Source organism: Streptococcus oralis (genome assembly GCF_023611505.1).
GTDB classification, from domain to species: Bacteria; Bacillota; Bacilli; order Lactobacillales; family Streptococcaceae; genus Streptococcus; species Streptococcus oralis_CT.
Genome location: NZ_CP097843.1, coordinates 114,062 through 138,880, shown reverse-complemented (window position 1 = coordinate 138,880; position 24,819 = coordinate 114,062). Strand labels below are relative to the sequence as shown.

At 40.7% G+C, this 24,819-nt stretch carries 20 protein-coding genes and 2 pseudogenes; 6 read left to right on the top strand and 16 right to left on the bottom strand.

Going from position 1 to position 24,819, the window contains the following annotated elements:
• Positions 1-574 precede the first annotated feature (574 nt).
• The 7 genes from rpsD to M9H69_RS00740 form a co-directional block, all read right to left on the bottom strand.
• On the bottom strand, positions 575-1,186 hold the full coding sequence (rpsD, locus tag M9H69_RS00770) for a 30S ribosomal protein S4 (protein ID WP_000092756.1): 612 nt from the start codon (positions 1,184-1,186) through the stop codon (positions 575-577).
• Positions 1,187-1,388: 202 nt separating this feature from the next.
• The gene (locus M9H69_RS00765; RefSeq protein WP_250315665.1) at positions 1,389-2,423 is read right to left on the bottom strand and encodes a sensor histidine kinase; all 1,035 of its coding nucleotides are present in this window, start codon (positions 2,421-2,423) and stop codon (positions 1,389-1,391) included.
• Positions 2,420-3,118, bottom strand: coding sequence for a response regulator transcription factor (locus M9H69_RS00760; protein ID WP_000751225.1), 699 nt, complete (start codon positions 3,116-3,118; stop codon positions 2,420-2,422). Before M9H69_RS00760 ends, M9H69_RS00765 begins: the two co-directional genes overlap by 4 nt.
• An 80-nt stretch (positions 3,119-3,198) precedes the next feature.
• Positions 3,199-5,733: an SSURE domain-containing protein gene (locus M9H69_RS00755; protein ID WP_250315664.1), complete on the bottom strand. Its 2,535-nt coding sequence runs from the start codon at positions 5,731-5,733 to the stop codon at positions 3,199-3,201.
• A gap of 157 nt (positions 5,734-5,890) precedes the next feature.
• Complete coding sequence (locus tag M9H69_RS00750) at positions 5,891-6,556, bottom strand: potassium channel family protein (RefSeq protein ID WP_250315663.1); 666 nt, start codon at positions 6,554-6,556, stop codon at positions 5,891-5,893.
• Positions 6,557-6,569: 13 nt separating this feature from the next.
• Positions 6,570-7,949 (bottom strand): TrkH family potassium uptake protein, encoded by a 1,380-nt coding sequence (locus M9H69_RS00745; protein ID WP_250315662.1) that lies wholly within the window; start codon positions 7,947-7,949, stop codon positions 6,570-6,572.
• A 33-nt stretch (positions 7,950-7,982) separates the two neighbouring features.
• Positions 7,983-8,747 carry a nucleoside phosphorylase gene (locus M9H69_RS00740; protein ID WP_250315661.1) on the bottom strand — a complete coding sequence of 255 codons (765 nt, stop codon included), beginning with the start codon at positions 8,745-8,747 and terminating at the stop codon, positions 7,983-7,985.
• A gap of 86 nt (positions 8,748-8,833) precedes the next feature.
• Here M9H69_RS00740 and M9H69_RS00735 point away from each other — a divergent pair.
• A pseudogene (locus tag M9H69_RS00735) lies at positions 8,834-8,956 on the top strand (MerR family transcriptional regulator); the annotation flags it as partial.
• Positions 8,957-9,286: 330 nt separating this feature from the next.
• Here the strand turns inward: M9H69_RS00735 and M9H69_RS00730 are convergent.
• Genes M9H69_RS00730 through M9H69_RS00705 form a run of 6 tightly spaced genes read right to left on the bottom strand, consistent with a single transcriptional unit; the run spans position 9,287 to position 17,999 of the window.
• The gene (locus M9H69_RS00730) at positions 9,287-12,418 is read right to left on the bottom strand and encodes a type I restriction endonuclease subunit R (RefSeq protein WP_250315660.1); all 3,132 of its coding nucleotides are present in this window, start codon (positions 12,416-12,418) and stop codon (positions 9,287-9,289) included.
• Positions 12,419-12,420: 2 nt separating this feature from the next.
• The gene (locus M9H69_RS00725) at positions 12,421-13,605 is read right to left on the bottom strand and encodes an AAA family ATPase (RefSeq protein ID WP_250315659.1); all 1,185 of its coding nucleotides are present in this window, start codon (positions 13,603-13,605) and stop codon (positions 12,421-12,423) included.
• Between the two features lie 19 nt (positions 13,606-13,624).
• Positions 13,625-14,233 carry a restriction endonuclease subunit S gene (locus M9H69_RS00720; RefSeq protein WP_250315658.1) on the bottom strand — a complete coding sequence of 203 codons (609 nt, stop codon included), beginning with the start codon at positions 14,231-14,233 and terminating at the stop codon, positions 13,625-13,627.
• A 4-nt stretch (positions 14,234-14,237) separates the two neighbouring features.
• A complete protein-coding gene (locus tag M9H69_RS00715; protein ID WP_250315657.1) occupies positions 14,238-15,449 on the bottom strand; it encodes a restriction endonuclease subunit S in 1,212 nt (403 codons plus the stop codon).
• Positions 15,449-16,453: a virulence RhuM family protein gene (locus M9H69_RS00710; RefSeq protein WP_250315656.1), complete on the bottom strand. Its 1,005-nt coding sequence runs from the start codon at positions 16,451-16,453 to the stop codon at positions 15,449-15,451. The genes M9H69_RS00715 and M9H69_RS00710 overlap by 1 nt, the downstream gene beginning before the upstream one ends.
• Positions 16,443-17,999, bottom strand: coding sequence for a type I restriction-modification system subunit M (locus M9H69_RS00705; protein WP_250315655.1), 1,557 nt, complete (start codon positions 17,997-17,999; stop codon positions 16,443-16,445). Before M9H69_RS00705 ends, M9H69_RS00710 begins: the two co-directional genes overlap by 11 nt.
• 342 nt (positions 18,000-18,341) lie before the next feature.
• On the opposite strand from M9H69_RS00705, the gene M9H69_RS00700 reads away from it, so the two are divergent.
• Entirely contained in the window at positions 18,342-18,659 is a 318-nt protein-coding gene (locus M9H69_RS00700) for a hypothetical protein (protein ID WP_002879441.1), read from the top strand.
• 247 nt (positions 18,660-18,906) lie between these two features.
• On the opposite strand, the gene M9H69_RS00695 is transcribed toward M9H69_RS00700, so the two are convergent.
• Complete coding sequence (locus tag M9H69_RS00695; RefSeq protein WP_250315654.1) at positions 18,907-20,142, bottom strand: carbohydrate-binding domain-containing protein; 1,236 nt, start codon at positions 20,140-20,142, stop codon at positions 18,907-18,909.
• Positions 20,143-20,414: 272 nt separating this feature from the next.
• Positions 20,415-20,978 (bottom strand): annotated as a pseudogene (locus tag M9H69_RS00690) (sugar O-acetyltransferase).
• 177 nt (positions 20,979-21,155) lie between these two features.
• On the opposite strand from M9H69_RS00690, the gene M9H69_RS00685 reads away from it, so the two are divergent.
• Genes M9H69_RS00685 through M9H69_RS00675 form a run of 3 tightly spaced genes read left to right on the top strand, consistent with a single transcriptional unit; the run spans position 21,156 to position 23,426 of the window.
• Positions 21,156-21,464: a rhodanese-like domain-containing protein gene (locus tag M9H69_RS00685; protein ID WP_250315653.1), complete on the top strand. Its 309-nt coding sequence runs from the start codon at positions 21,156-21,158 to the stop codon at positions 21,462-21,464.
• A 20-nt stretch (positions 21,465-21,484) separates the two neighbouring features.
• Positions 21,485-23,140, top strand: coding sequence for an FAD-dependent oxidoreductase (locus M9H69_RS00680; protein ID WP_250315652.1), 1,656 nt, complete (start codon positions 21,485-21,487; stop codon positions 23,138-23,140).
• Positions 23,130-23,426 carry a rhodanese-like domain-containing protein gene (locus M9H69_RS00675; protein ID WP_250315651.1) on the top strand — a complete coding sequence of 99 codons (297 nt, stop codon included), beginning with the start codon at positions 23,130-23,132 and terminating at the stop codon, positions 23,424-23,426. The genes M9H69_RS00680 and M9H69_RS00675 overlap by 11 nt, the downstream gene beginning before the upstream one ends.
• Positions 23,427-23,785: 359 nt before the next feature.
• On the opposite strand, the gene M9H69_RS00670 is transcribed toward M9H69_RS00675, so the two are convergent.
• A complete protein-coding gene (locus M9H69_RS00670) occupies positions 23,786-24,043 on the bottom strand; it encodes a metal-sensitive transcriptional regulator (protein ID WP_000185161.1) in 258 nt (85 codons plus the stop codon).
• A 147-nt stretch (positions 24,044-24,190) separates the two neighbouring features.
• On the opposite strand from M9H69_RS00670, the gene M9H69_RS00665 reads away from it, so the two are divergent.
• Entirely contained in the window at positions 24,191-24,811 is a 621-nt protein-coding gene (locus M9H69_RS00665) for a GTP pyrophosphokinase (RefSeq protein ID WP_250315650.1), read from the top strand.
• Positions 24,812-24,819: the final 8 nt, after the last annotated feature.

Sequence of the window (24,819 nt, the reverse complement as noted above, 5' to 3'; positions counted from 1 at the left end):
AGTTATTTACTAATGGCTTTTAGTTCCTGTTAAAAGCATTATAGCACACCTTACTTGCTAAAGTACAACAAGCACCCCATTAGACTAACCTGCTACTTTGCTTTCTTGTAAAAATGTTGTATACTTAAGTAAATAAAGGAAGTAATCTTGTTCCCCCCTGTCTACTATGTGGTCGGAATGATGGTTACTTCTTTTTTCCCCCTTACTATCTCAATAGCCTTGTATTTAAAAGTTTTTTAGGCTATAATTAAATTAACGAATAGAGGTTTTCCATCTCCCCTTGAAACAGATCTTTCTGCGGTAGGAGGTGGGACGCCTCTATTTGTTTTTTAAGTCAAAATGATGTAAAATTAATTCAAGAAAGAAGTGTGGTTTTCCCGCCTAAAAGCTCTATAGCTGTGGGAGGGTCACGCTTCTTTTTACCTCTCAAAAGAGAACGCAAAAAAAGCCGTCTCATTCTTTGAAGCAGCAATGAAATCAATCTAGCAAATATCTAAGCAAACCCAGAAATCAACCTTTTAAGACAAAGCAAAAAGCCCACTGTTGTAGGCTTTCTGTAAGATATTTCTTAAAATTAAAGCATCTTGTTGTAGAATTCAACGACAAGTGCTTCGTTGATTTCTGGGTTGATTTCGTCGCGTTCTGGCAAGCGAGTCAATGAACCTTCCAATTTTTCAGCATCGAATGATACGAATGCTGGACGTCCAAGAGTAGCTTCTACTGCTTCAAGGATTGCTGGAACTTTCAATGATTTTTCACGAACTGAGATTACTTGACCTGGAGTTACACGGTATGATGGGATATCAACGCGTTTTCCGTCAACAAGGATGTGACCGTGGTTTACGAATTGACGAGCTTGACGACGAGTAGTCGCAAGACCAAGACGGTAAACAACGTTATCCAAACGACGTTCCAAAAGAAGCATGAAGTTGAAACCTAGGATTCCGCCTTTGATTTTTGTAGCTTGTACGAACAAGTTACGGAATTGTTTTTCACCTACACCGTAAGTGAAACGAAGTTTTTGTTTTTCAGCCAATTGCAAACCGTATTCTGACAATTTAGAACGGTTGTTTGGTCCGTGTTGTCCTGGTACGTAGTTACGACGTGCCAATTCTTTACCTGTACCTGTAAGTGAAAGGCCAAGGCGACGAGCTTGTTTCCAAGATGGTCCTGTATAACGTGACATATGTATGTCCTCCTGATATAAATAATATTTCGGTGGAAATAGTCACTTAGAAAGCCCTGATTCGTGCAGATGCCCTTCGCCTAAACAGCCAAGGTTACTTGTCATAAGACACCTGTTGACGAGCTTCATGCTTTCCTGCTGCTATTTCACACAAAGGCTATTATACCATGAAAAGCTAGATATGTAAAGGGATTTTACAGCTTTATTTCAAATTGAGGCTGAATGTAAATTTGCTTCCTAAGCCATATTGACTTTCTGCTGTGATTTCGCCACCAAGCTGATGGGCTAGTTCGCGTGCAATCGCAAGTCCTAATCCATGTCCACCTGTCTTCATATTGCGCGAAGTTTCTACACGATAAAGTCGTTTAAAGATCTTTTCCAAATCCTCAGGAAGGATTCCCTGACCCTCGTCTTTCACACTGATTCTCAGCTCTTGTTCTGTTAATTGGGCAAGAACCTCGATTCTGGTTCCTGGTTCTGAATATTTAAAGGCATTGTTTAACAAATTGACCAGAATGCGAGAAAGTTTGTCAGAATGGCTCTTGATTTTCGCCGACTCAGGTGATACTTGAATGTAAACATCTCGCTCCTCTTGTTCAATCTGGAGTTGAAATTCACTCATTGACTCAACCAACAGCTGATCTAAAAAGACCTCTTCGACTTCTTCATCAGCAGTATCTTGAGGTTGGGTGTTAAGAGTCAGAACATCCAATTCCTCCACTAGCTTGTTTAGACGCTCGGTTTGCCGACCAATCGTGGTTAAGTAGTGGAGCCGCTCCTCTTCCTTGATCACTCCATCTAGAATTCCCTCCACAGTAACCTGAATGGAGGTAATGGGAGTTTTAATATCGTGAGAGAGCTGCGCAATCATCATTCTCTTTTCTTGCTCGCTCTCATCAAGTGATTGAAAGGTAGCTTGCAAATTGTGAGACATGTCATTAAAAGCCTGGCCCAGCTCTTGAAATTCTAATGGTCCTTTGGTTTCGATTTCTGTGCTGAAATCCTTGCTTGCTATATCCTGAGCTTGTTTTTTCAAATGTTTCAGAGAAGAGAACACAGGCGACAAAAGAAAGATGCTCACTGCAGCGCCAATGAAACTAGCAATCAAGGTCATTCCAACGAGAAAGTAAACTTCACTTTTCTCAATCAACATTCGTTGGACTGCCCAGAAAACGACCAAAATCGTTAGTAGAGTCGACACTAGATACCCCACTAAAATATAGTTTTTTAATTTCATTTTCTACCTCTTGGTCTTTCCATCTTATAACCCAAACCCCAGACAGTTTTGATAGCAGGAGCATTTGAATTTGTATACTTGGTCAACTCTTGCCTCAAAGCATGGATATGAACATTGAGTGTATTGGTATCATCCACATAGTCCTCTTGCCATACCTTCTCGTAAAGTTCCGTCTTTGAAAAGACTCTCTCGGGATTGCTGGCTAATACCCATAGAAGTTCAAAGGATTTTACTGTCAATTCCAAAGGTTGCTCCCCAATGCGAACCTCATGAGTCACATGGTTGATTACCAAGTCACCAAACTCTATCTGTTCTGTCTCTCCTCCACGGCTAAGGCGACGCAAGATATTATTCACTCTTAAAACCAATTCGCGTGGGCTAAAGGGTTTGACTATAAAATCATCTGCCCCCAAACTTAAGCCATAAATCTTATCCTGTTCGCTTGTCTTAGCAGTTGTAAAGAGGAAGGGTTGATCCGGAGCGATATACTGAACTTCACTGATAAAATCATAACCGTCCATATTGGGCATCATGATATCTGTGATAATGAGGTCGATAGATTTTTTTCTGAAAAGTTCTAATCCCTCCTTACCATCATGGGCGACCAAAACATCGTAACCTGCCTGTATAAGATAGCGGTTTTGAATATCTAGAATATCTATCTCATCATCAACCAGCAAAATTGTCTTTTTCATCTGACACTCCTTTGATAAAAACAGTGTTATACTTGCTTTAGTATAACACTATTTTCTCTAATATTTAAATGATTTGAATCTTAATCTTCTCGTTTGGTTGTCAAACCCAAAAGTCCAACAAGGCCTGCCAAGGCTAGACCAAAGATACCAAGGCCAGCTGTAGCTGTTTTAGCTTCCCCAGTATTTGGTAGCATCGCTTTATCATCTTTTTTCATCATATTAGTCATTGGGCTAGAAGCCGGTTGATCGGTCTTCATGTCTGACATACGATGATTTGTGCCCATCATACCCTCAGTTGTACCTGTAGAGCCTGTTTCAGAAGGTTTCGTATTCATCTGACCTTGTTGAGATGGTGTTGACGCCATTTCTTTTCCACGAAGCTGAATCGTTACTTGACGAGTAGCTACTAGATTGCTCAAATCAGGTTTGCCATCTTTAGAACCATACACTTTGATAGTAGCTTGGTAAGTGTGAGTGCCATTGGCCCGAAGTTGGTCTAGAAGGGCTTGTCCTTCTTTGCCTGTCGTGTTGCCATTCAAATCTACTTCGTAGAAATATTGGCCTTTAGCCAAGCCTTCAAGTGGCAATAACGCTGGGTTATTCGCTGTTCCATTGTCTGACCATGGAGCTTTGTCTGATGCTTTTAACAAGAGGCGAGTCAACATACCATCTCCACCAAAAGCTTCGTATGGAATAACTTGGTTGACACCGGCCAAGAAAGGTCCAGGAACCTTAGCCTTATCAAGGTAGCTAGCTGGAACATCAATCATGTCTTTGATATTGTTAACAACAGACTTTTTAACCTGATTTGGTGTGGTCAAGCCATTCAAATTAACAGTCAAATCTTTAGTCGCTACGAGATTAGTTAAGTCAGGTTTGCCGTCTTTTGCACCGTACACCTTGATAGTAGCTTTATAGCTTTGTGTACCATTTTGTTTCAAGAGGTCAAGTAGTTCCTTGTCAGATTTTCCTTGAGTTCCAGCCAAATCCACTTCATAGAAGTAAAGGCCTTTGCCCAATTTCTCTACTGGTGGAAGGGCGGGATTCTTAGCTGTTCCGTTGTCTGACCATGGAGCCTTATCGGATGCTTTCAAGATAAGACGAGTCAACATGCCGTCACCAGCGAAGAATTCGTATGGAATGACTTGATTGACACCAGCTGTAAATGGACCTGGGAAATTGGCTTTGTCAAGGTAGCTAGCCGGAACATCTACTGTATCTTTGGTGTTGTCAGCCACGCCTTTTTGCACTTCAGCTGGAGTGGTCAAACCATTCAAATTAACAGTCAAATCTTTAGTTGCTACGAGGTTAGTTAAGTCAGGCTTGCCGTCTTTCGCACCGTACACCTTGATAGTAGCTTTATAGCTTTGAGTACCATTTTGTTTCAAGAGGTCAAGCAGCTCTTTATCTGATTTTCCTTGGGTGCCTGCCAAGTCTACTTCGTAGAAGTAAAGGCCTTTGCCCAATTTCTCTACTGGTGGGAGAGCTGGATTTTTAGCTGTTCCATTGTCTGACCATGGGGCTTTATCTGAGGCTTTTAACAAGAGGCGAGTCAACATACCATCTCCACCAAAAGCTTCGTATGGAATGACTTGGTTGACACCAGCTGTAAATGGACCTGGGAAATTGGCTTTGTCAAGATAGCTAGCTGGGACATCTACTGTATCTTTGGTGTTGTCGGCCACACCTTTTTGCACTTCAGCTGGAGTGGTCAAACCATTCAAGTTAACAGTCAAATCTTTCGTTGCTACGAGATTAGTTAAGTCTGCCTTGCCATCTTTCGCACCGTACACCTTGATGGTAGCCTTATAGCTTTGTGTACCATTTTGTTTTAAGAGGTCAAGTAGTTCTTTGTCAGATTTTCCTTGAGTGCCTGCCAAGTCTACCTCATAGAAGTAGAGACCTTTGCCCAATTTTTCTACTGGTGGGAGGGCAGGATTTTTAGCTGAACCGTTGTCTGACCATGGAGCTTTGTCTGAAGCCTTCAACAAGAGGCGAGTCAACATGCCATCACCAGCGAAGAATTCATATGGAATAACTTGGTTGACACCGGCTGTAAATGGTCCTGGGAAATTGGCTTTGTAAAGGTAACTAGCTGGGACATCTACTGTATCTTTGGTGTTGTCGGCCACACCTTTTTGTACTTCAGCTGGTGTGGTTGCTGCTTGCTCTTCACTGGCTTCACGGTCTTGTCCAGAAACTGTAGACGCAGGACTTTCCACAGGTTTAACTGCATCTTCTGTTTGTTTCTTAGAGTCAGGTTGTGCTTGCACTTCTTCTTTTGGCGCTACTGCTGGCTCTTTAGCACCTGCATCTGCTTTTTCTGGAGAGCTTGCAGTATCCAAACTTGCTTTAGGTGTTGGAACAGACTGTTCTGAAGGAAGAGCTACATCGACTGCTTTTTTGAGAACCTCTGCTGGTAAGTCGCTCTTTTCACTCACCGAAGCAGCGTCTGGTACGACTTGGGCAGGAGTCGGATTGACGACATCAGCACGTGCAGAACTTGGTTGACCAACTAGGACAAAGAAGCCACTAGCCACAACAACTGAAGCAACACCGACACTGAGACGGCGAATAGACCAACGAGTATATCTCTGATTTGGATTGAATTTCATAGGTTTCTCCTTAGAGTTTTCTTTTTTTTGATGACTCTAGTATAATCTCCTAAAATTAAAAAGGATTAAGAAAAAGTTAAAATTTTTCTTAAATCCCTCTTATAAAATACTTATATTGATTCATTAATCATTGAGGAAGAAAACAGCCCTTCCTCTCCTACTCACTAAGCTCTGTTAGAGTATCCAAATGTTGGTTATTAATCACCGCCATGATATAGGCGCCTGACCGTAAAAGGTCATCGGGACCGAATTGAACATCTAGAGGAGAATTTTCATAGTCACGAAATCCAAGTACATTGAGATTGTATCGCCCACGTAAATCTAGCTGGCTAAGGCTTTTCCCCCCCCAAGATTGGGGGATTCTCATCTCGACAATTGAAACATTCTTGTCCAACTGAAAGACATCTACGCTGTTATGAAAGAGAATTCTCTGCGCTAACGAACGCCCCATTTCAAACTCTGGAGAGATGACTGCGTCCGCACCGATTTTTTCTAGAACTTTTTTAGCTGTATGACTTTTGACCTTGGCAATGACGGTCGGCACTCCTAGACTCTTGCAGTGCATAACCGCAAGAACACTGGACTCCAAATTTTCCCCCGTTGCGACAACTACGGTATCACAGGTGTCAATCCCCGCTGATAGAAGGAGTTCTTCATCCGTGATATCTCCAACTACCCCACGCGCCAGCACGGGTTCAAATTGATTAATGCGCTCCTCGTGGTCATCAATAGCAATGATATTCATATGATGCTTGGCAAGAGCAGCCAAAACACTGCTCCCAAAAATTCCCAAGCCTAAAATTCCAATCGTCCGATCTGACATCGTTCTTCCTTTCTTATCCAATGGTGATATCTGCTTTCATATAGTGAATCAAATCTTTCTTGTCTGGCTGGTATTCCGCTACACTGACCAATAGTGTCAAGGGACCAATACGGCCGATAAACATCAACAACATCACGATGCTGAGAGCTAACTTGCCTAACTCCGGCGTTAAATTTGCCGTCACTCCAACTGTCGCAAGGGCTGAAATGGTCTCAAACATGAGGTAGATAAAGCGCGGATTTCCCTCTGCTGTTATCCCTAACAGGATCAAGCCCAGCAAGAATGTTAGCAAGAAGATAATAAAGACACTGAAAGATTTTTGCACGGTTCGGGGTTCAATGGTCCTCCGAGCCACATTGGCATGAGGCAAGCCCAATAGTTCGCTACGGGCAAAGACCAACAAGACAAAGAAGGTCGTAATCTTGAGTCCCCCTGCTGTTCCTCCAGGCGCCCCTCCCAGAAACATCTGTAGGATATAGATGAACAAGGTCACCGGTCGAGCCTGGGTGTAGTCAATTGAAGCAAATCCTGCTGTTCTCATGCTGACGGTCTGGAAAAAGCTAACCAGCAGTTTCTCTGGGAAACTAAGATTTCCAATCGTCCCTGAATTGTTCCACTCAATCAAAAGGGTCGATACCGTTCCAAAGAATAAAATTCCCGCTGTTAGAAAGAGAACTAGTTTGGTATGGAAACGCAGGCGTCGTTTTTTCTTTTTCCCAAACTGGGTCGCTAGATCAAACCAGACCATAAATCCTAGACCACCCGTGATAATTAAGCCTGCAATCACTAGATTAATCAAAGGGTCCGTCTGAAAGACTGCCAAACTCGTACTTCCAAAATTATCAAATCCAGCATTGCAGAAAGCTGAAATAGCCAAAAAGATAGAGGTTAAAATCCCTCGTCCCCAGCCAAATTCAGGAATAAAGCGGAAACTCAGGAGAAAGGCACCGAGTCCTTCCACCAGAAAAGTCGTCAGAAAGATCGAGCGGATAAAGTCCTTTAAAGACTGGGTTTCCCCATAACTAAAACTTTCTTGAATAGTCTCACGGCTACGAAGACTGAGCTTTTGTTTCCCTTGGATATAAAAGATTCCAATAAAGGTCATAAGCCCCAAACCACCGATCTGGATTAAGAGCATACAGATCAACTGGCCCCAGATATTGTAAGTAGAGGCCACCGGCTGGGTGAAGAGCCCTGTCACACAGACCATGGACACAGTCGTAAAGAGATGGTCAAAGTAGGTTGCTTGTGACGTTGTTGCTTGAACCAAAGGGAGGCTTAAAAGGAGCGAGCCCAAGAAGATAACTATGGCAAAACTTAAAAAGATGCGACGGGCTGGCGATAACCGAACCAGCGTCGTCTTGATTTTTTCCAAAAAAGATTTGAATAACATAGCTACATTGTACCATAAAAACAGTAAGAGCACTCACATGTGATGCACAATAGCAAGACAGAGTTCGAGCGCCTTATCAAAAGCTTCCGAACCCCAGTCACGACTGTCGTAGTTATCTAGATCCGCCAGGGAATCTGCGGTAAAGAGCAGTTCTCCCCAGACAACCCTACGTAACTGAGCTACTGCCGCAAGAGCAGAGCACTCCATCTCCACAACAGCACAGCCTTCTTCCTTACGATAGGCAACCTTTTCAGCTGTCTCTCGGTAAAAACCATCTGTCGTCCAAGTCATAACCTCCTCGTAAGGAATGCCTCTTTGTTCCAAGACTTGCTCAATGGCAGAGATAGCCTCAATCTGCATCTCCATATAACGAGAAGGTGCTACATAGTGGTAGCTGGTCCCCTCATCTCGCAGAGCGCGAATAGGGATGAGAAAGGCATTTTCCTCTATATCGGCTAGGACGCCACAGGTTCCAGTGGATATGATTTGCTCCACACCATAGCCAATCAACCAATCCATAAACTGGGCCGCTGGGGCAGACCCCACGGGCGCCTGGGCCAGACAAATCTTCTCACCCTTGTAGTTGAGGACGTAGACTGGATAAGTCTTGGTGGCTGAAACGAACTCACCAACACAGTCCGCTCCTGCTTCCTGAGCGTAGCGGTCAATCTCTTCCTCCAAAAATGCATAGATGCATTTCTTTGGCAACTTTAAGTCTAAACCCTCGTGATTGGACATAAGGACCGCTTGGGGATTGTCGTCAAACTCTAAAATGGGAATCGCATGCTTCTGAATCATAGCCCACCTCCTCTAATTTTGTACTATTGTATCAAAAGCTGACGAAGTGTCAAGGAGTTGATGTGGGAGGTCTATTTTAGTTATAAGCTCTGCCACATTTTCACCAAGCTCTAATCCAAGCTGAATATACTCCTGTGGGTAATTATATCTGCGAGGTCATCCAGGAGCAGCACCGCGATATGTTCATCCGGATGCAAGTTCAGATATAGGGATAAAAACGTCTAGACGTAATCAACCTAATTAATTTTCAAATAATAGTTCAGCAACCAACCTCAGAAATTTTTAGAAAAATCCTTTATCCTAGTATATTCTAGAAAGCAACTATCATAAAGATTATCTGGATTAAGAAGCGTCCTTCTAATAAGTCCAACAAGATAGCCACCATCTTCACCTTAAGTATATTTTGAGATTCTCAAAAATGATAGAAACAATTTCCTAAAAGCAGAAAATAGAATAATAAAAAAGCAGCCCTTAAGCATATTTGATAGCTACTTTTTATTGTTTAGGCAGATTTATTTCGTTACTCAATCAAATAATTCTTAAATATCTCCACCAATTCCCTTGAATTTTTCAACAAAACGACTGATCTTTTGAAAAACGGTTTGTTTTTTTGTACGATATTGTGGATTTAGTGGGCTCATTTTCGGCAGAGCTTCATTCAAATCATTTCCATTTTCACTAGCATACTCACGCTTCAACGAAGCTTGTATGTAGCGCTTAGCACTTTGTTCATTTAATCCCTCAATCCGTATCAACTCATCCGCTTCCCTTTTCTGCTCACCTTGCGCAAAAATAAAGAACTGTTCAATGATATCTGATTTATCAGCAAAACTATCTAAGTCACTGTCATGGATGAAAGCGACTATCAAATCTTCCTTAGCTCGATTGCCAAGACTTGCTCGAATCGTCCGAGTAATTTCCGAAACCAGTTCATCCTTATCTGAAACCTTTTTATTAGTCTCAAAAATTAGCTCTAAGATATAGTCTAGATTGATTTCTTGGGATTTTAGTAATTCAACTTCAAAAACAATCGAATCCCAATCAACTTTAGATTCGTTATCTTCCCGATTACGGCGTTCATTTTCATACCATGACTTAATGTCATTATAGGTTGAACGGTAGTCTTGAATTTCCCTAGTACTTGGGATGTCTAGCCTAGATAACTCCTCCAGAGTTTCATCGTCCACATGGAAACGTTCCTTGAAAGCCTCTACAGCCTTATCATCTAAGATATCAAGTTCTTGTAAAGCTCGTAGACTCATGAAATCATCGTAGTTTTGTAAGATATTATCTAAACGAAGAAATTGACCAAATAAAGAGACAAATTCTTTCTTATCACGCTCTTTAATGATAGCTTGCGGATCCGGAAATTTTTCTTGTAACTCTTGAACAACGTCCATATAACCCTTTTGCTCTTCACCGGCCTCCGTAAAACCTATCATATACTCTTGATAAGATCGTTCGAGCAAGACTTCTGCTGTCTCAGTCTTTCCAAATAGCTTAATAGCATCAGTTGTAGCCTTCTCTAAATCCCAGAAGGTTACAATATTTCCAAATGACTTGGTAGCATCATAAATTCGATTGGTGCGTGAAAAAGCTTGGATTAAACCATGATATCTCAGATTTTTATCCACAAATAAAGTATTTAAAGTCGGTGCATCAAAGCCAGTCAAGAACATCCCAACTACAATTAAGAGATCCACTTCCCGATTTTTGACGCGTTTAGCCAAATCACGATAGTAATTCTGGAAATCATTACCGTTAATCGTAAAATTAGTGCCAAATAACTGATTATAATCAGCTATACAGCTACTCAAAAATTCTTTACTACTAATATCCGCTAAATCTGCCGGTGAAAAGCTCTCATCATCAATTTCACCAATAGCCACCTGAGACTCATTCGCAGCATAGGAAAAGATAGTCGCAATCTTCAATGGTTTTTCAGAATCTTTTTGCTGATTTTGCAACTCTTGATAGTAGGCTTTTGCTGCATCAACACTTGAAACAGCAAACATAGCATTGAAACCTTTACCAGTTAATCGATGCGTTTTTTGATCAAAATGATCTAAGACATACCTAGATATTTCAGCAATTCGAGTCGGATGAAGCAGCGCTTTTTTATTTTCAGCTGCAGACAACTTGGCCAAGTCCTGCTCGCTTTCAATTGACTTAAACTTCGGACGAACGTCGTTATAATCCACCATGAACTTCAGAACTTTTTGATCTCGAATCGCATCAGTAAGCACATAGGCATGTAACTCACGACCGAAAACAGATACGGTCGTGTCTGTCCCTAATGCATTTCCCTTTCGAATTAGTTTACCTGAGGCATCATACTTGTCTGGTAAAATCGGTGTGCCCGTAAAACCAAACTGACAATATTTCTTAAATTTCTGCCTGAGCCGCTTTTGCGCTTCACCAAACTGAGAACGATGACATTCATCAAAAATGAAAACCACTTGCTTTTGATAAATTTCATGCTGGCTCTCACTGCTCATAAAATTGTTAAGCTTCTGAATGGTCGTCACGACAATTTTATTATCATCCTTCTCGATATTGCGTTTGAGTCCTGCAGTGCTATTTGAACCGTTGACTGAGTCAGGTGAAAATCGCTGGTACTCTTTCATAGTCTGATAATCCAAGTCCTTGCGGTCCACCACAAAGAAAACCTTATCCACTTCTTCCATCTCAGTAGCAAGTCTAGCAGCTTTAAAACTTGTCAGGGTCTTCCCTGAACCGGTAGTATGCCAAATATAGCCACCTGTATCAGGACCGCTTTTGATTTTTGAAGCAATAGCTGAACGTATCTTCCAGATGATTCTCTCAGTTGCCGCAATCTGATAAGGACGCATGATGAGAAGAGTGTCATTAGTATCAAAGACAGAATAATTTATCAAGACATTTAACAAGGTCTGTTGACTTAAGAAAGTTGCTGTAAAGTCCTTCAAGTCCTTAATAGGATTATTATTTTTCAAAGCCCAGTTCATGGTGAACTCATAAGAATTCTTATCTCGCTTGGTCGTATTAGCAAAATACCGAGTATCCGTTCCGTTTGAGATGATAAAAATCTGAAGGTACTTAAAGAGAGAATTCTCCTCATTGAAACTCTCTTTACTATATCTGTGCACCTGATTAAAGGCCTCTCGAATCGCAACTCCGCGTTTTTTAAGCTCAATTTGTACCAGAGGCAATCCATTTACCAGCAAGGTCACATCATAACGATTGCTGCTGGTACCAACTTGCTTCATTTGATTAATGACTTGCAGTTTATTTCGACTAATATTTTTCTTATCCCATAGATAGATATTCTGGATATGCCCATCATCAAAGATAAAATCATAAATATAGTTGTCATGAAGTTTTCTGGTACGATCAATCAAACTGTCACTGGGTTTATTGAGGTACTCATCCAAGAAGCGCAACCACTCAGCATCTGTAAAAACCACATTATTCAGAACTTCCATCTGGGTCTTGAGATTAGCCAAAAGCGCCTCTGGGGTCGTCAAATAAGTAAGATACTCGTATCCTTGCTGGCGCAAGTCAGCAATCAGCTCCTTCTCCAAGTCCGCCTCTGTCTGATACTGACTAGGCTGTTCTAGCTTGGTATACTTTTCTAAAATGATAAAATTATCTGACTCAACAATAGCTGTAGTGAATGTACTTTCAGACATAATTACTCCTTATAATTGCAAGTGCTCTCTAAATGCTGTAACAGGTTTTTTAAAAGCGCAGTTTCTGGGAGGGTTACTAGTTCATCTTCCTCGGTTGATACTTTAGAATGACTAGAAATATTTAATATCCTTGACTCATAGTTACTAAAACTTCCTTCATTATCACGTGGCAATAAATCCTGCCAATTTTGATACCCTAGGAAAGTTGCTGTTTTCTCGTAAAGATTTCTTAAAAAATTAAAATGATATTTATAAACCAAATTGTCTTCTATAGCTTTATGTAATGATTTTCTTAAAAAATTATGATAAGCAAAAGGAGAGTCATCTGGTTGAGGTATCAGCTTATATGATCCATCTTCTAATTTTTCAAATCTAAATCTACTACTATCAGGAACTTTTCGGGTGTCAATATAGGTTCTATTCTCTCCAGTTTCTTCGTCAATAGCTCGCTTACTATATCTCTCATTCCTTTTAATATTTTTTAACTCATTATATAAGACGTTATAGAATAAAGGATTGTGAGTTGTTATTATAAATTTAAGATCAGACTTACTCGTTCTAATTAACTTACCTAAATTTGATGCAACTTCTATCAAGTGGTTTTCATCTAATGATGAAACTGGGTCATCAATAAATACATACTTTAAATCATCAAACTCTCTAGTACTACGTTCATCAGGTTCTAGTATATCAAGCTCACTAATAACTAGCTCTAGCAATGTATAAAAAATAGACCAAATAAAATTGCTCTCTTCACCTTTGGATAACTTAATTTGTTCGTTTAGTCTATCCTCACCATCACCACTTTGAATAGTGAAAAGAATATGACCATCTGACAAAAGAAATGAAGGTGTCATTTTATCATTTGTATAATGCTGAAAATGCGAAATAATATTCTGATCCTGTCCCTGCTCTTGAATAATCCAAGATATAAAAGAATTTGGCTGAATCTTCAGTTTAAAATCCCGATTGCCGTCAAGATCATTATCCCAATAGAACAAGTCCTCAGTAAAAGCATTATAATAAAGAATCTTATCTCTCGTAAGACCGCCTTCTTCAGCTTGAAACAACTTAGCAAACTCTTTAGAGAGTCTGGTCTTTCCTGTCCCATTAAAGGCGTAAATCAGCTGAACTTTCTGATCCGAAGCTTTTAACTCTTGTGCAATATCACTTAGCGCTTTTGCCATATCCCTTTCCTATTCTTTTCTATAAATCAAAATTTAGCAATTGTTCCCGCCAGTATTCATACTGTTTCTGTCTCAGTTCGATTTCTTTTGGAAGACCCTCAGAAAGAGAGTTGGTTAAAGTATTGAAATTGTCAAGAATGGAGACGATTCTTACTTGTTCTGTAAGGGATGGGAGGATGATTTGAAATTTTTCTATATCCTTCGAATTGATACGAATAACTTTTGTGCCCGTCACTTTTCTTTCCTTTTGAGTTTGAAAAGAAGTAGATCTCAGCCAATAATTTAAGTAACGTGAATTTTGGGTAGTTTGAATGATATAACTATCTCCAGAAATACCGATCTCTTCTTTTCCTTCCCAAACAATTGCTTTTCCAACATCTTCAACATTCTCAGATGTAGTTGCCATTACCAAGTCATTTGGTTGTGCTTTTTTTAACTTTTTGAACACTATTTCACTAGTTTTTGAGAGAGTTTCAGAGACTGAAAAATCGTATTTAGTGTAAATTTGTCCGTAGTGAACAACAGATTTCCCAATTTCTGTAAAATCTTTCTTCTGAAGTCCATTCCCTCTTACAAAGTCACATATAGCTCCCAATTCCACCCGAATTGGACCAAAAACCCAGTTCAAGAGCCTAATGAGGTCTTGTCTGTACTGTACTGTCAGTGTACACGCCTTCGGCGGTGAATGTCAAGAGTTTTTCTCTAAAATATTCATACTGTTTTTGACGAAGTTCAATCTCCTTAGGAAGTCCGATGTTTAGGTCATTACAAACCATATCAAAATTGTCCAGAACTTGAACAATACGAGATTGAATTTTAGGTTCCACATATGGTATTGGAAAATTTCTTAATTTCCCAAGTCCAAGAAACACTTGACTACCTTTACTACTATTGCTTAAAATATAATCTTTGGCATATGTTGACTGTAAATAATGTAATAAATATCTTGCTAAAATCCTACTTTGCGTCTTAATTAATCCTACGTTTTTAATAGCAAAGTCTGGTTCCTCAGTAATATGAGCTACTTCTCCAACAGTTCCAATCATAGTAAATAACAAATCATCAATATCAACTTTACTTCTTTTGTTAATATTATCAAAGTCAGATTCACTTATAAAATAAGCACTATCAAAATTTATCGAACCATTTTTGACATTCTTGGAGGTTATTAAATATTTACCAAAAGCTTTTTTATTTGGCGAGTCATGTGTTCCATCGCGCACATCACAGACTTCTCTCAGCGTCTTCCACTCAACCTGATAAACCTCATCCTCAAATGATAAAAGTTTATCTCGATAAAAAGAATATTGCTTTTTACGTGAGGTCAATTCTGAGGTCAATTCTGAGGTCAATTCTGTAACATACTCAGTGAATTTGTCAAGTATTTGCACGATTTTTTCTTGAATTTCTAGGGGAAGAATAGGGATTTTGATTTTTCCCATAACATTAGACATCAGTTTTGGATTTCCCATTCCAGATGAAACATATTTCTTAGTTGAAATCGTTAAATAATAATAAACAAACTTTGTAAGGAGTTGGTCACTATTAATCTCTACTAATCCACAGACATTGGTGATACTAAATTTTCCTTTGCGATAAAAAACTGTTCCTGCGTTTGCCCCATCAGTTGTCCAAGTTATATACTCTCCATCGTATTCAAAACTTGAAATTCTTCCGATTTCTCCATTGTTAGCTGTTTGAGAAGAATATACTGGATATTCTCCTTTATTTTCTTCTAAGAACTGTTTTGACATTACCTTGCCACGAGATAATTTCGCTACATTTTTATCTCCCAACTCTTTCCACTCAACGGGACAGTTCTGGATTTCTTCTAGGATGTTCATCACTTACCTCCTTCCTTGGCTAGATTTTCAATGCTTTTAATTTCCTTGAGGTAATCTTTTTCAACTTGACTAAGGGTCTTGGCTTGGTATCTCTTATATTCCTTATCTACCTTCTGCTTCATCTGTTCACGAGAGATCGAACCACTGTTATCCAGCAAGTCTTCTCCAGTAGTCTGAAGGATACGATCTACATGTGTCACCCAGTCCGCCATAGTCATGACTTCTTCTCGCTCTGCCTGTCTTTCAGCAAAGTCTAGATATCCTGATACAAGCTGATTAAGCCCACGGAGTTCCTTTTCTGTCAGATAGTTCTTGGCAACTTTTGCTTCAGATAGAGTAGGAAGGTCTCCCTTAAAAGTGGTTAAGCCCATAAACTCCTTTTCACTATCAACACGGTTATAAATGAGTTCACTCGCAGTATTGTGGTGAATGGCATAATGCATCTTGTTTTGCACCGTCGCAAAGAATTTCTTTGCCTCTGGTGAGTTTGCATTGTAGTCACTTGATGTCGCAAAAAGATCTAAAACCTGACGGTAAAAGACTTTTTCACTTGAGCGAATGTCTCGGATTCTTTCCAGGAGTTCTTTAAAGTAAGAGCCTCCACCCAAGTTTTTCAAGCGCTCATCATCCATAGCAAAGCCTTTGATCAGATACTCTTTCAAGACTGTCGAAGCATAGTGTCTAAACTGGACTCCACGAGGGGAGCGCACACGATAGCCAATCGCCAAAATCATGTCGAGATTATAGTAGGCGACTTTTTTTGACTGAGTTTTACCAGCTATTGCACCGTGACGAGTGGTTGTCAACTGATAGTTGACAACCACTGTTTCATCCAATTCACCATCTTCAAAAATCGCCTTGATATGTTTACTAATGTTTTGCTTGGAAGTTTGAAAGAGCTCAGCTAGTTCTTGTTGAGTCAGCCAGACCGTTCCATTATCCAAGTGGAGTTCAATAGCGGACTCTCCGTCATCAGTTCTATAGAGAATCACATCATTTGCCATGGCTCAATTCCTCTACAATCTTATCTATCTCCATACGCAAGTGGTCAATCTTGGCAACAGTCTCAGCGATTTCTTTATTGAGCACATCAATATCAATCTTCTCACGTGTATCTTCTTTTTCTACATAAGTGGACACTGAAAGATTATAATCTGCTTCTGCTACTTTTTCTTGTGCCACCATACAAGAAAAGTAATCTTCATTTTCTTTCTTTTCAACACTGTCTAAGATTTTTTCGATATTCTCTTCTGTTAAGACGTTATTATTAGTTTCTTTCTTAAACTGCTTACTTGCATCAACAAAGAGGATATCAGTCGTTGGCTTATTCTTCGCTAAAATAAGAATACAGGTCGCAATGGAGGTCCCAAAAAAGAGATTATCTGGTAGCTGAATAACCGCTTCAACAAAGTTATTGTCTACTAGATATTGACGGATCTTTTGCTCAGCACCTCCACGATAGAAAATACCTGGGAAAGTTACGATTGCAGCTCGTCCCTTATTTGACAAGTATGACAAGCTATGCATAATAAAAGCAAAATCAGCCTTAGATTTAGGCGCCAATACACCCGCAGGTGCAAAGCGGTCATCGTTGATGAGCGTCGGATCATCGCTTCCTATCCATTTGATAGAGTAGGGTGGATTTGACACAATAGCATCAAAAGGCTTATCGTTTACATGCTTAGGATCAAGCAAGGTATTGCCACGCTCAATGCTAAATTTATCATAATTGATATTGTGTAAAAACATATTCATCCGAGCTAGATTATAGGTGGTCATATTAATTTCCTGACCATAAAATCCATCTTCAATTATGTGCTCATTAAACTGCTTTTTAGCTTGCAGAAGCAACGAACCCGAACCACAGGCAGGATCGTAAATTTTATTGATGTTATTTTTTTCATTCTTACCCAGCATAACAATCCGCGCCAAGAGTCTCGATACACTTTGCGGTGTAAAAAATTCTCCACCAGATTTCCCAGCGTTAGAAGCATAATTAGAGATTAGATACTCATAAGCATCCCCAAAGAGATCAATATGGTTATCTTCAAAGTTTCCAAAATCAAGACTTGCGATTCCTTCAAGAATCAGAGCCAAGCGCTGATTCCTCTCCGGAACCGTACTACCTAACTTGTTACTTCTGGTATCTACATCATCAAAAAGACCCTTAATGTCATGTTCACTCGCATAACCAATCGCACTAGACTCAATATCATCAAAGATATCTTTTAAATCTGTATTTAAGTGCTCATTTTGACGAGCAGTTTTGACAACATTGGAAAACAACTGCGAAGGCATAATAAAATAACCCTTGGTTTTAATGGCATCATCTCGAACTTCAGGTGTAATTAAATCTTCAGAAATCTCTTCATAGTTAATTGATTCATCGCCACCTTCGATATAGGTTTTGAAATTTTCACTAATAAAGCGATAAAATAGAATTCCCAAAATATACTGCTTGAAGTCCCAACCATCTACTGCACCACGAACTTCATCAGCAATTTTCCATATCTTTCTATGTAGCTCTTGCCTTTGTACCTGTTCTGACATCATATTTCCTCATTAACTTTTTATTCTTTTTATTATATCATTTTTCTCATTATTTAATTCCGTTAGAGTAAATTTATCAAGAGTTTTTATCAAGCTAACCATCATCTTATTGATTACCAATCAAAAATCTACTTAGGCCTCGACAACAAAATTGAAACGACTAATCATTAGGTAAACTATCTTAAATCGATTTACAAGCATAAAAAAGAACACCCCGAAGGTTGTTCTATGTAAATATAGCAACTCTCTCGAATTAACGTTTACTAAATTGTGATGCCTTACGAACTTTCTTAAGACCTGATTTTGGGAGACTTCTTCGCCTTCAACCAAGGACTAAATAAAATGGGCGACGAAGCGCTCCCTTCTAAAGTTCACCCCGAACATTTTGTATTTGCTGGGGTGCACGGTGGACAGGAAGTGATGAAGTTGATTGGAGAGTACGGACAACCAACTTATCAAAAAATCTTTATCAGTCTAGATGCTGAAAAACCAGTCATTCCTGATGCTGATACAAAAATTTCTATGGCAGGTGATACTGCTACTCTCATGCCCGATCCAAGCCTTGATATCAAGATGTATGGTATGCATCAGTTCAAGATGAAAAAAGGTGGACTCCGCATCAAATTAGGCGTCTTTTCCCCAGAAGCAACCTCAAGCTAGATGGAGTTCGGTCACCAGGAACACCTAGCAGTTGAATTTTTCAATTCCCTCACAATCGCCTACCAAAACAAAACATTTAGAGGAAAACTACTCAATACTCTCTTAAAATTCAAGAAATTTAAGTAAACACAAATGAGTGGCTTAACAATTTATCCTTGAAAGCTACAACTATAAAACCACTCGTAACATATCAATCTATTACCCATATAAAAAGATAGCAATTCTAATTGAATGCTATCTTTTTTGCTTATCCTTGTCCGCCAGGGGCTGGACCTGTGCCTTGAGGTCCCCCAGCCGGTCCACCACCTCCAGGCATAGAGTTGACGATTTCCGTTTGCTTTTCACCGTTGAGGTAGATATCTCCACCTGTGTAGGTCGCAGTTCCATCAAAGTCAAAACCTGTCTGACCAGTCATTTTAATGGTTCCGCCTGTGACCGTGATATTGCCGTTTGAGTCAATTGGGTCTGTATCCCCTTGACCAACTTCTACTGTCAGGTTACCACCGTTCATGGTAAAGAAAATCTCACTTTGTTGGGCGTTTTTATTAGCTGCATTGACTCCATCATCTGTCGAATAGATGGTAATGTCCCCACCGTTGATAGTGATGGACTTACCTTCAAGTCCTTCTGTCGAATTCTTGACGGTGTAGGTACCACTATCGATGACCAAATTACCTGATGCGTGGATGCCATCATCTCCTGCTGTGACTGTTATGGTATTGTTAGCCAAATACATATTGCCGACAGTCATATCGTCATCATTGTCGACCTTGACCCCATCCTCTTTGGCATCAATGGTCATGGTCGTACCAGTGATATTGAGTTCATCATTGACATTAAAGGCATCGCCAACTGCTGTGATGTTATAGGTTCCACCCGTAATGTGAAGAGTGTCGTTAGCCTTGATACCATTGTTCTTCTTGCCATCTACATTGAGGGTTCCTTTCCCGTTGATGGTCAAATCCACCTTAGAAAAGAGAGCTGCGTCGGCTTTTTCGTCACTGTTCGAGCTTGAGTCAGAGAGACTGTTGGTGGTTCCTTCTGCCAGAGTCAGGTAGACATGGTCAGCCGATGTCGCAGATATCGCTGCATTGGTATTGGTCATGGTTGTACCTTTTAGGACTAGATGAACATCTGCAGACTTATCTGCCTTGACCTTGATCTGCACTCCGTCAGACTGACCTGAAATCACATAGGTTCCAGATTTTGTGATGGTCACTGTTGATTCAGAGACTGTTACCCCATCTCCAGAGACGTTTGCTGATGAGCCAGATAGCTCAATCTTAGAAGCTGTACTTTCATCATAAGAAGTATCATTATCCTTCTCTGTAAAATAGGATGATTGATTTGTCTTTGTTTCAGTTGTTGTAGAACTATTTGTCGTTTCATTGGTATTGGATGAAGTTATTGACTGGGAACATGCTGCCATCAACACCATTGCCGTTAAACTCGTTGCGAGTAGGGTCCATTTCTTTGATTTCATACCTTTTTCCTCTCCTTCGTATGATATAGCTAGACAGTCTACTGAAGATCCCTGAAACAAAACTAAAACTTTTCTGAAAGTTTCCTTAAATCTAGTTTCACTCAGTATTCTTTTGAAAGGGCTACTAGAAACAATTTGAGAGTACTAAAATGCATTTAATAGTTTTTAAAAGCAACATCCCCAAGTGCGATGTCACTCTATTCAAAAAAGCAAAAAAGAAGAAAAATCTATAAGATTAGAGTTCATAAAAAGAACAGCCCAGGCTGTTCTTTTTAGTTTTCTTTTACTGGTATTTCCTTGATAACACGCGCAGGATTGCCACCTAGGACAACATTATCTCCGAAGGATTTGGTAATCACAGATCCAGCTCCTGCCACTACGTTATTGCCCAGTGTCACTCCAGGAAGGACGATGACGCCACCTCCAGCCCAGAAATTGTCCCCGATGGTGATGGGCTTGCCGTATTCGACCCCTGAATTGCGTTCATGCGGATCCAGTGGATGGAGTGGGGTTAAAAACTGACAGTTGGGGCCAATCATGGCATTGTTACCGATGCGAATCGGACAAACATCCAGCATGGTCAAATTCCAATTAGAATAAAAATTTTCCCCTAGATGGATATTGACTCCATAATCGACCACCAGGCGTGGATTGACATAGAGATTTTACCCAGTTGAGCCAAACCAAGTCTTGATAATATCCGCTCCCTTCAAGGGATCTTCTTCCCGGTTAAAGGCAGCCTGTTTTTGGCGAGAAGCCTGAGCCAAGACCCGTAACTCGGAATCAAACGGATGATAGGGTTCTCCTGCTATCATTTTCTGGTATTCACTGGTCATAGTATCACCTCATACTTACTTTGGAGCCCATCATATCAAAAAGCCTTTGAAAGGTCAAGAATAGCCTGCTTTCTAAACTCTCAAAACCAAGCCCTCTCCCAAGTCAAAACAACTTGCTTGACAAAAGCTTGACTTCATGGTTTAATATACCCCATAAGGGTATATTTGGAGGTGCCTATGTTTCACTTATTATTTACAAAAATTGACAGTATTTCTACCAGCGAGTTAGAAGTTAAACTCAAGGAACCGATTCAACTACTGGATGTTCGGACGCCTACGGAATTCCGTAGAGGTCATATCAAAAACGCCAAGAATGTTCCTTTAACAGAAATCGGTTCTTACACACCTGCAACAAAAGAAACACTTTATGTCATTTGTCATTCTGGTGTGCGAAGCAAACTAGCTGCGAAGAAGCTAAAGAAAAAAGGCTACGATGTCATCAATGTCCGAGGCGGTATGAGCGCTTGGACAGGTAAGGTCATCTAGAAGCATAAAGGAGAAAATCAATGAAAATTATCATTGTCGGGGGAGTTGCAGGCGGTATGTCAGCAGCAACCCGCCTCAGACGTCTCATGGAAGACGCTGAAATCACTATTTTTGAGAAAGGTCCCTTTGTTTCCTTTGCAAACTGCGGACTTCCTTACTATGTTTCAGGAGAAATTTCAAACCGTGATAGTTTATTAGTACAAACTCCTGAAAGTCTCAAAGCACGCTTTAATCTCGATGTGCGACCATTTCACGAGGTCATCAGCATTTCGCCAGCAGATCACACTGTGACCGTACGCTATGATGGACAGGAATTCACAGAAAGCTACGACAAGCTGATCCTCTCCCCAGGAGCTAAACCATTTGTTCCTACCATTGAAGGTTTGGCAGAAGCTAAGAATGCCTACACGCTCCGCAATGTTCCCGATCTTGACGAGATTATGGCGGCCTTGGACAATCATCCAAAAGAAGCTGTCGTTATCGGTGCAGGCTTTATCGGGCTTGAAATGGCTGAAAACCTGGCGAAACGAGGATTGCAAGTCACCATCGTGGAGAAAGCACCTCATGTCTTGCCACCATTAGATCAGGAAATGGCGGCCTTTGTCCAAGCAGAATTGCTGGCAAATGGTGTCCGCGTTATCACTTCCCAGTCTGCGACTCGATTTGAAGACCAAGGAAAAATCATCGTTCTCGAAAACGGTCAAAAGATCACTTCTGACCTCACCATCCTTTCTGTCGGTGTTGAACCTGAAAACGGACTAGCAAAAGCTGCGGGGATTGAACTGGGACTTCGTGGTGGGATCTTGGTCGATGAACATTACGAAACCAGTCAAAAAGATATTTTTGCAGTTGGGGATGCCATCGTCGTCAAGCAAGAGATTACAGGCCAAGACGCTCTCATCTCTCTCGCTTCTCCTGCCAATCGTCAAGGACGCCAAGTGGCGGATGTCATTGCAGGACTAGGTCGTACAAACAAGGGCAGTATCGGCACTGCTATCGTTCGTGCCTTTGATATGACAGCTGCTTCGACTGGTCTCGGCGAACGTATCCTTCGCATGAATCAACTTCCTTACAAGGCACTTCATGTCAGTGGAAAAGATCACGCTGGTTATTATCCTGGCGCTACTGATATGACCTTGAAACTCCTCTTTGACCCAACCACTGGAACAATCTATGGTGCCCAAGGAGTTGGGAAGAAAGGTGTTGACAAGCGAATTGATATCCTAGCAACTGCTATCAAGGGAAATCTCACCGTCTTTGACTTACCAGAATTGGAGTTCACCTATGCGCCACCATTTGGCTCTGCTAAGGATCCCGTCAATATGCTGGGCTATGCAGCCTTGAACCTAATCGAAGGTTTAAGCGACAATATTCAATGGTACCAACTAGAAGACGAACTAGCCGCCGGTAAGAAATTCCTAGATGTACGGACAAGTGGCGAATTCCAGAGTGGCCGACTCAAAGTCGATACCATCCACATCCCCCTAAACGAACTACGGGAACGCTTGGACGAACTGGACAAGAATCAAGCCTACATCGTTAGCTGCCACAGCGGTTTACGTAGCTATATCGCAGAGCGTATCCTCAAGCAAGCAGGATTTACCGTCCAAAACCTTGACGGCGCTTATTCACTATACAAAATGGCTAAACCAGAAGGAGTAGAATATGGTAACTAATATCAGCATGGCTGACTTTTATGAAAAATATCAACATGAAAATCTAAATCTTATTGATGTACGTGAAGTACATGAATTCCAAGCAGGACATGCACCAGGTGCAAAAAATCTGCCTTTAAGTACCTTGGAGCAAGGCTACAAAGAACTCAATCCTGACCATGCATACCATGTTATCTGTCAAGGTGGAGTACGTTCTGCCTCTGCCTGTCAATTTCTCAGCGCCCAAGGTCTCACCGTTACCAATGTAGAAGGTGGTATGAATGCTTGGCCCGGTCAAATAGAATAAGCAAATGGAACTGGGCAACAACTCAATTTCAGGAGAAAATGAAGTAATACTCAATGAAAATCAAAGTGCAAACTAGGAAGCTAGCCGCAGGTTGCTCAAAGCACTGCTTTGAGGTTGCAGATAGAACTGACGTAGTCAGTAACATATATACGGCAAGGTGAAGCTGACGTGGTTTGAATTTGATTTTCGAAGAGTATAAATCTCCCCACAATAAAACGCATAGTATCAAGGCTTTTCAACACCTGATAGTATGCGTTTTTTAATTTTAAAGACTTTTTACCCAGCCTCTTTTGATTCAAATTAAACTATTCTATTAATAGTTAGATATGCCTTTGCAACTATCGTCTCAAAAAATTAGTTCATTTCCGTTTAATCAGGTATCGGATGGCCTTTTCTAGGCGTTCCTTTTGAGCCTCGGGATCATCTAGTGGTTGGTTAATGCAGGCGGTGAGATTTTCCGTAATCATCATCTCAATCACGCGCTCAACACTCGATTTCACTGCTGTCAACTGCGTCACAATATCAGCGCAGTCACGATCTTCTTCAATCATCTTTTGAATCCCACGCAACTGGCCCTCTGAACGTTTCAAGCGTGTTATATACTTTGAGTTTGTCATTTCTTTTTCCTTGCTCGATTTTTCTTCATTATATCTCGAATAAGAGGCTTTGTCAAAATTCTCATCCCATCTGTCTTTGTAGGAACTTATCTCATATCTGTGTTTTCATGATATAATAGTAAAAAACTGTTCAGAATGGACGTGCTTATGAATTCTATCTATGGTAGCTGTGAGACCTATTTACCCATCATCTTGCAAACCTTTATTCAAGACATAGAAGAGGCCGCAGCCAATTACAAAAAAGAAACCAACCTCAAACTATATGAGCATTTGCATGCGCGCATCAAAACAGAAAAAAGCATGCGTGAAAAATGCCAACGCAAGGGCCTTCCTCAGACAAGTCAATCTGCTCTTAAAGAAATACGAGATGCTATTGGCGTTCGAATCATCACAGGCTTTACAGATGATATCTATCGCATCGTAGAGTATATTCGCCAGATGCCAAGCATCCATATTTTCAAAGAGAAAGACTATATCCGTCAGGTCAAACCCAACGGCTACCGTTCCTATCATCTGATTCTAGAGGTAACCACTCCCTACCCAGACTGTCTGGGAAATGACCAGGGTACCTATTTTATCGAGATTCAACTGCGCACAATTGCCATGGACTCCTGGGCTAGCCTCGAACACCAGATGAAATACAAGAAAAATATCCAAAATCCTGAGCGAATCACGCGCGAGCTCAAACGTTGTGCCGATGAGCTTGCTTCATGCGACTTGACCATGCAGACCATCCGTGATTTGATTCAGCGATCTGACCAAGACTAAGGAGAACC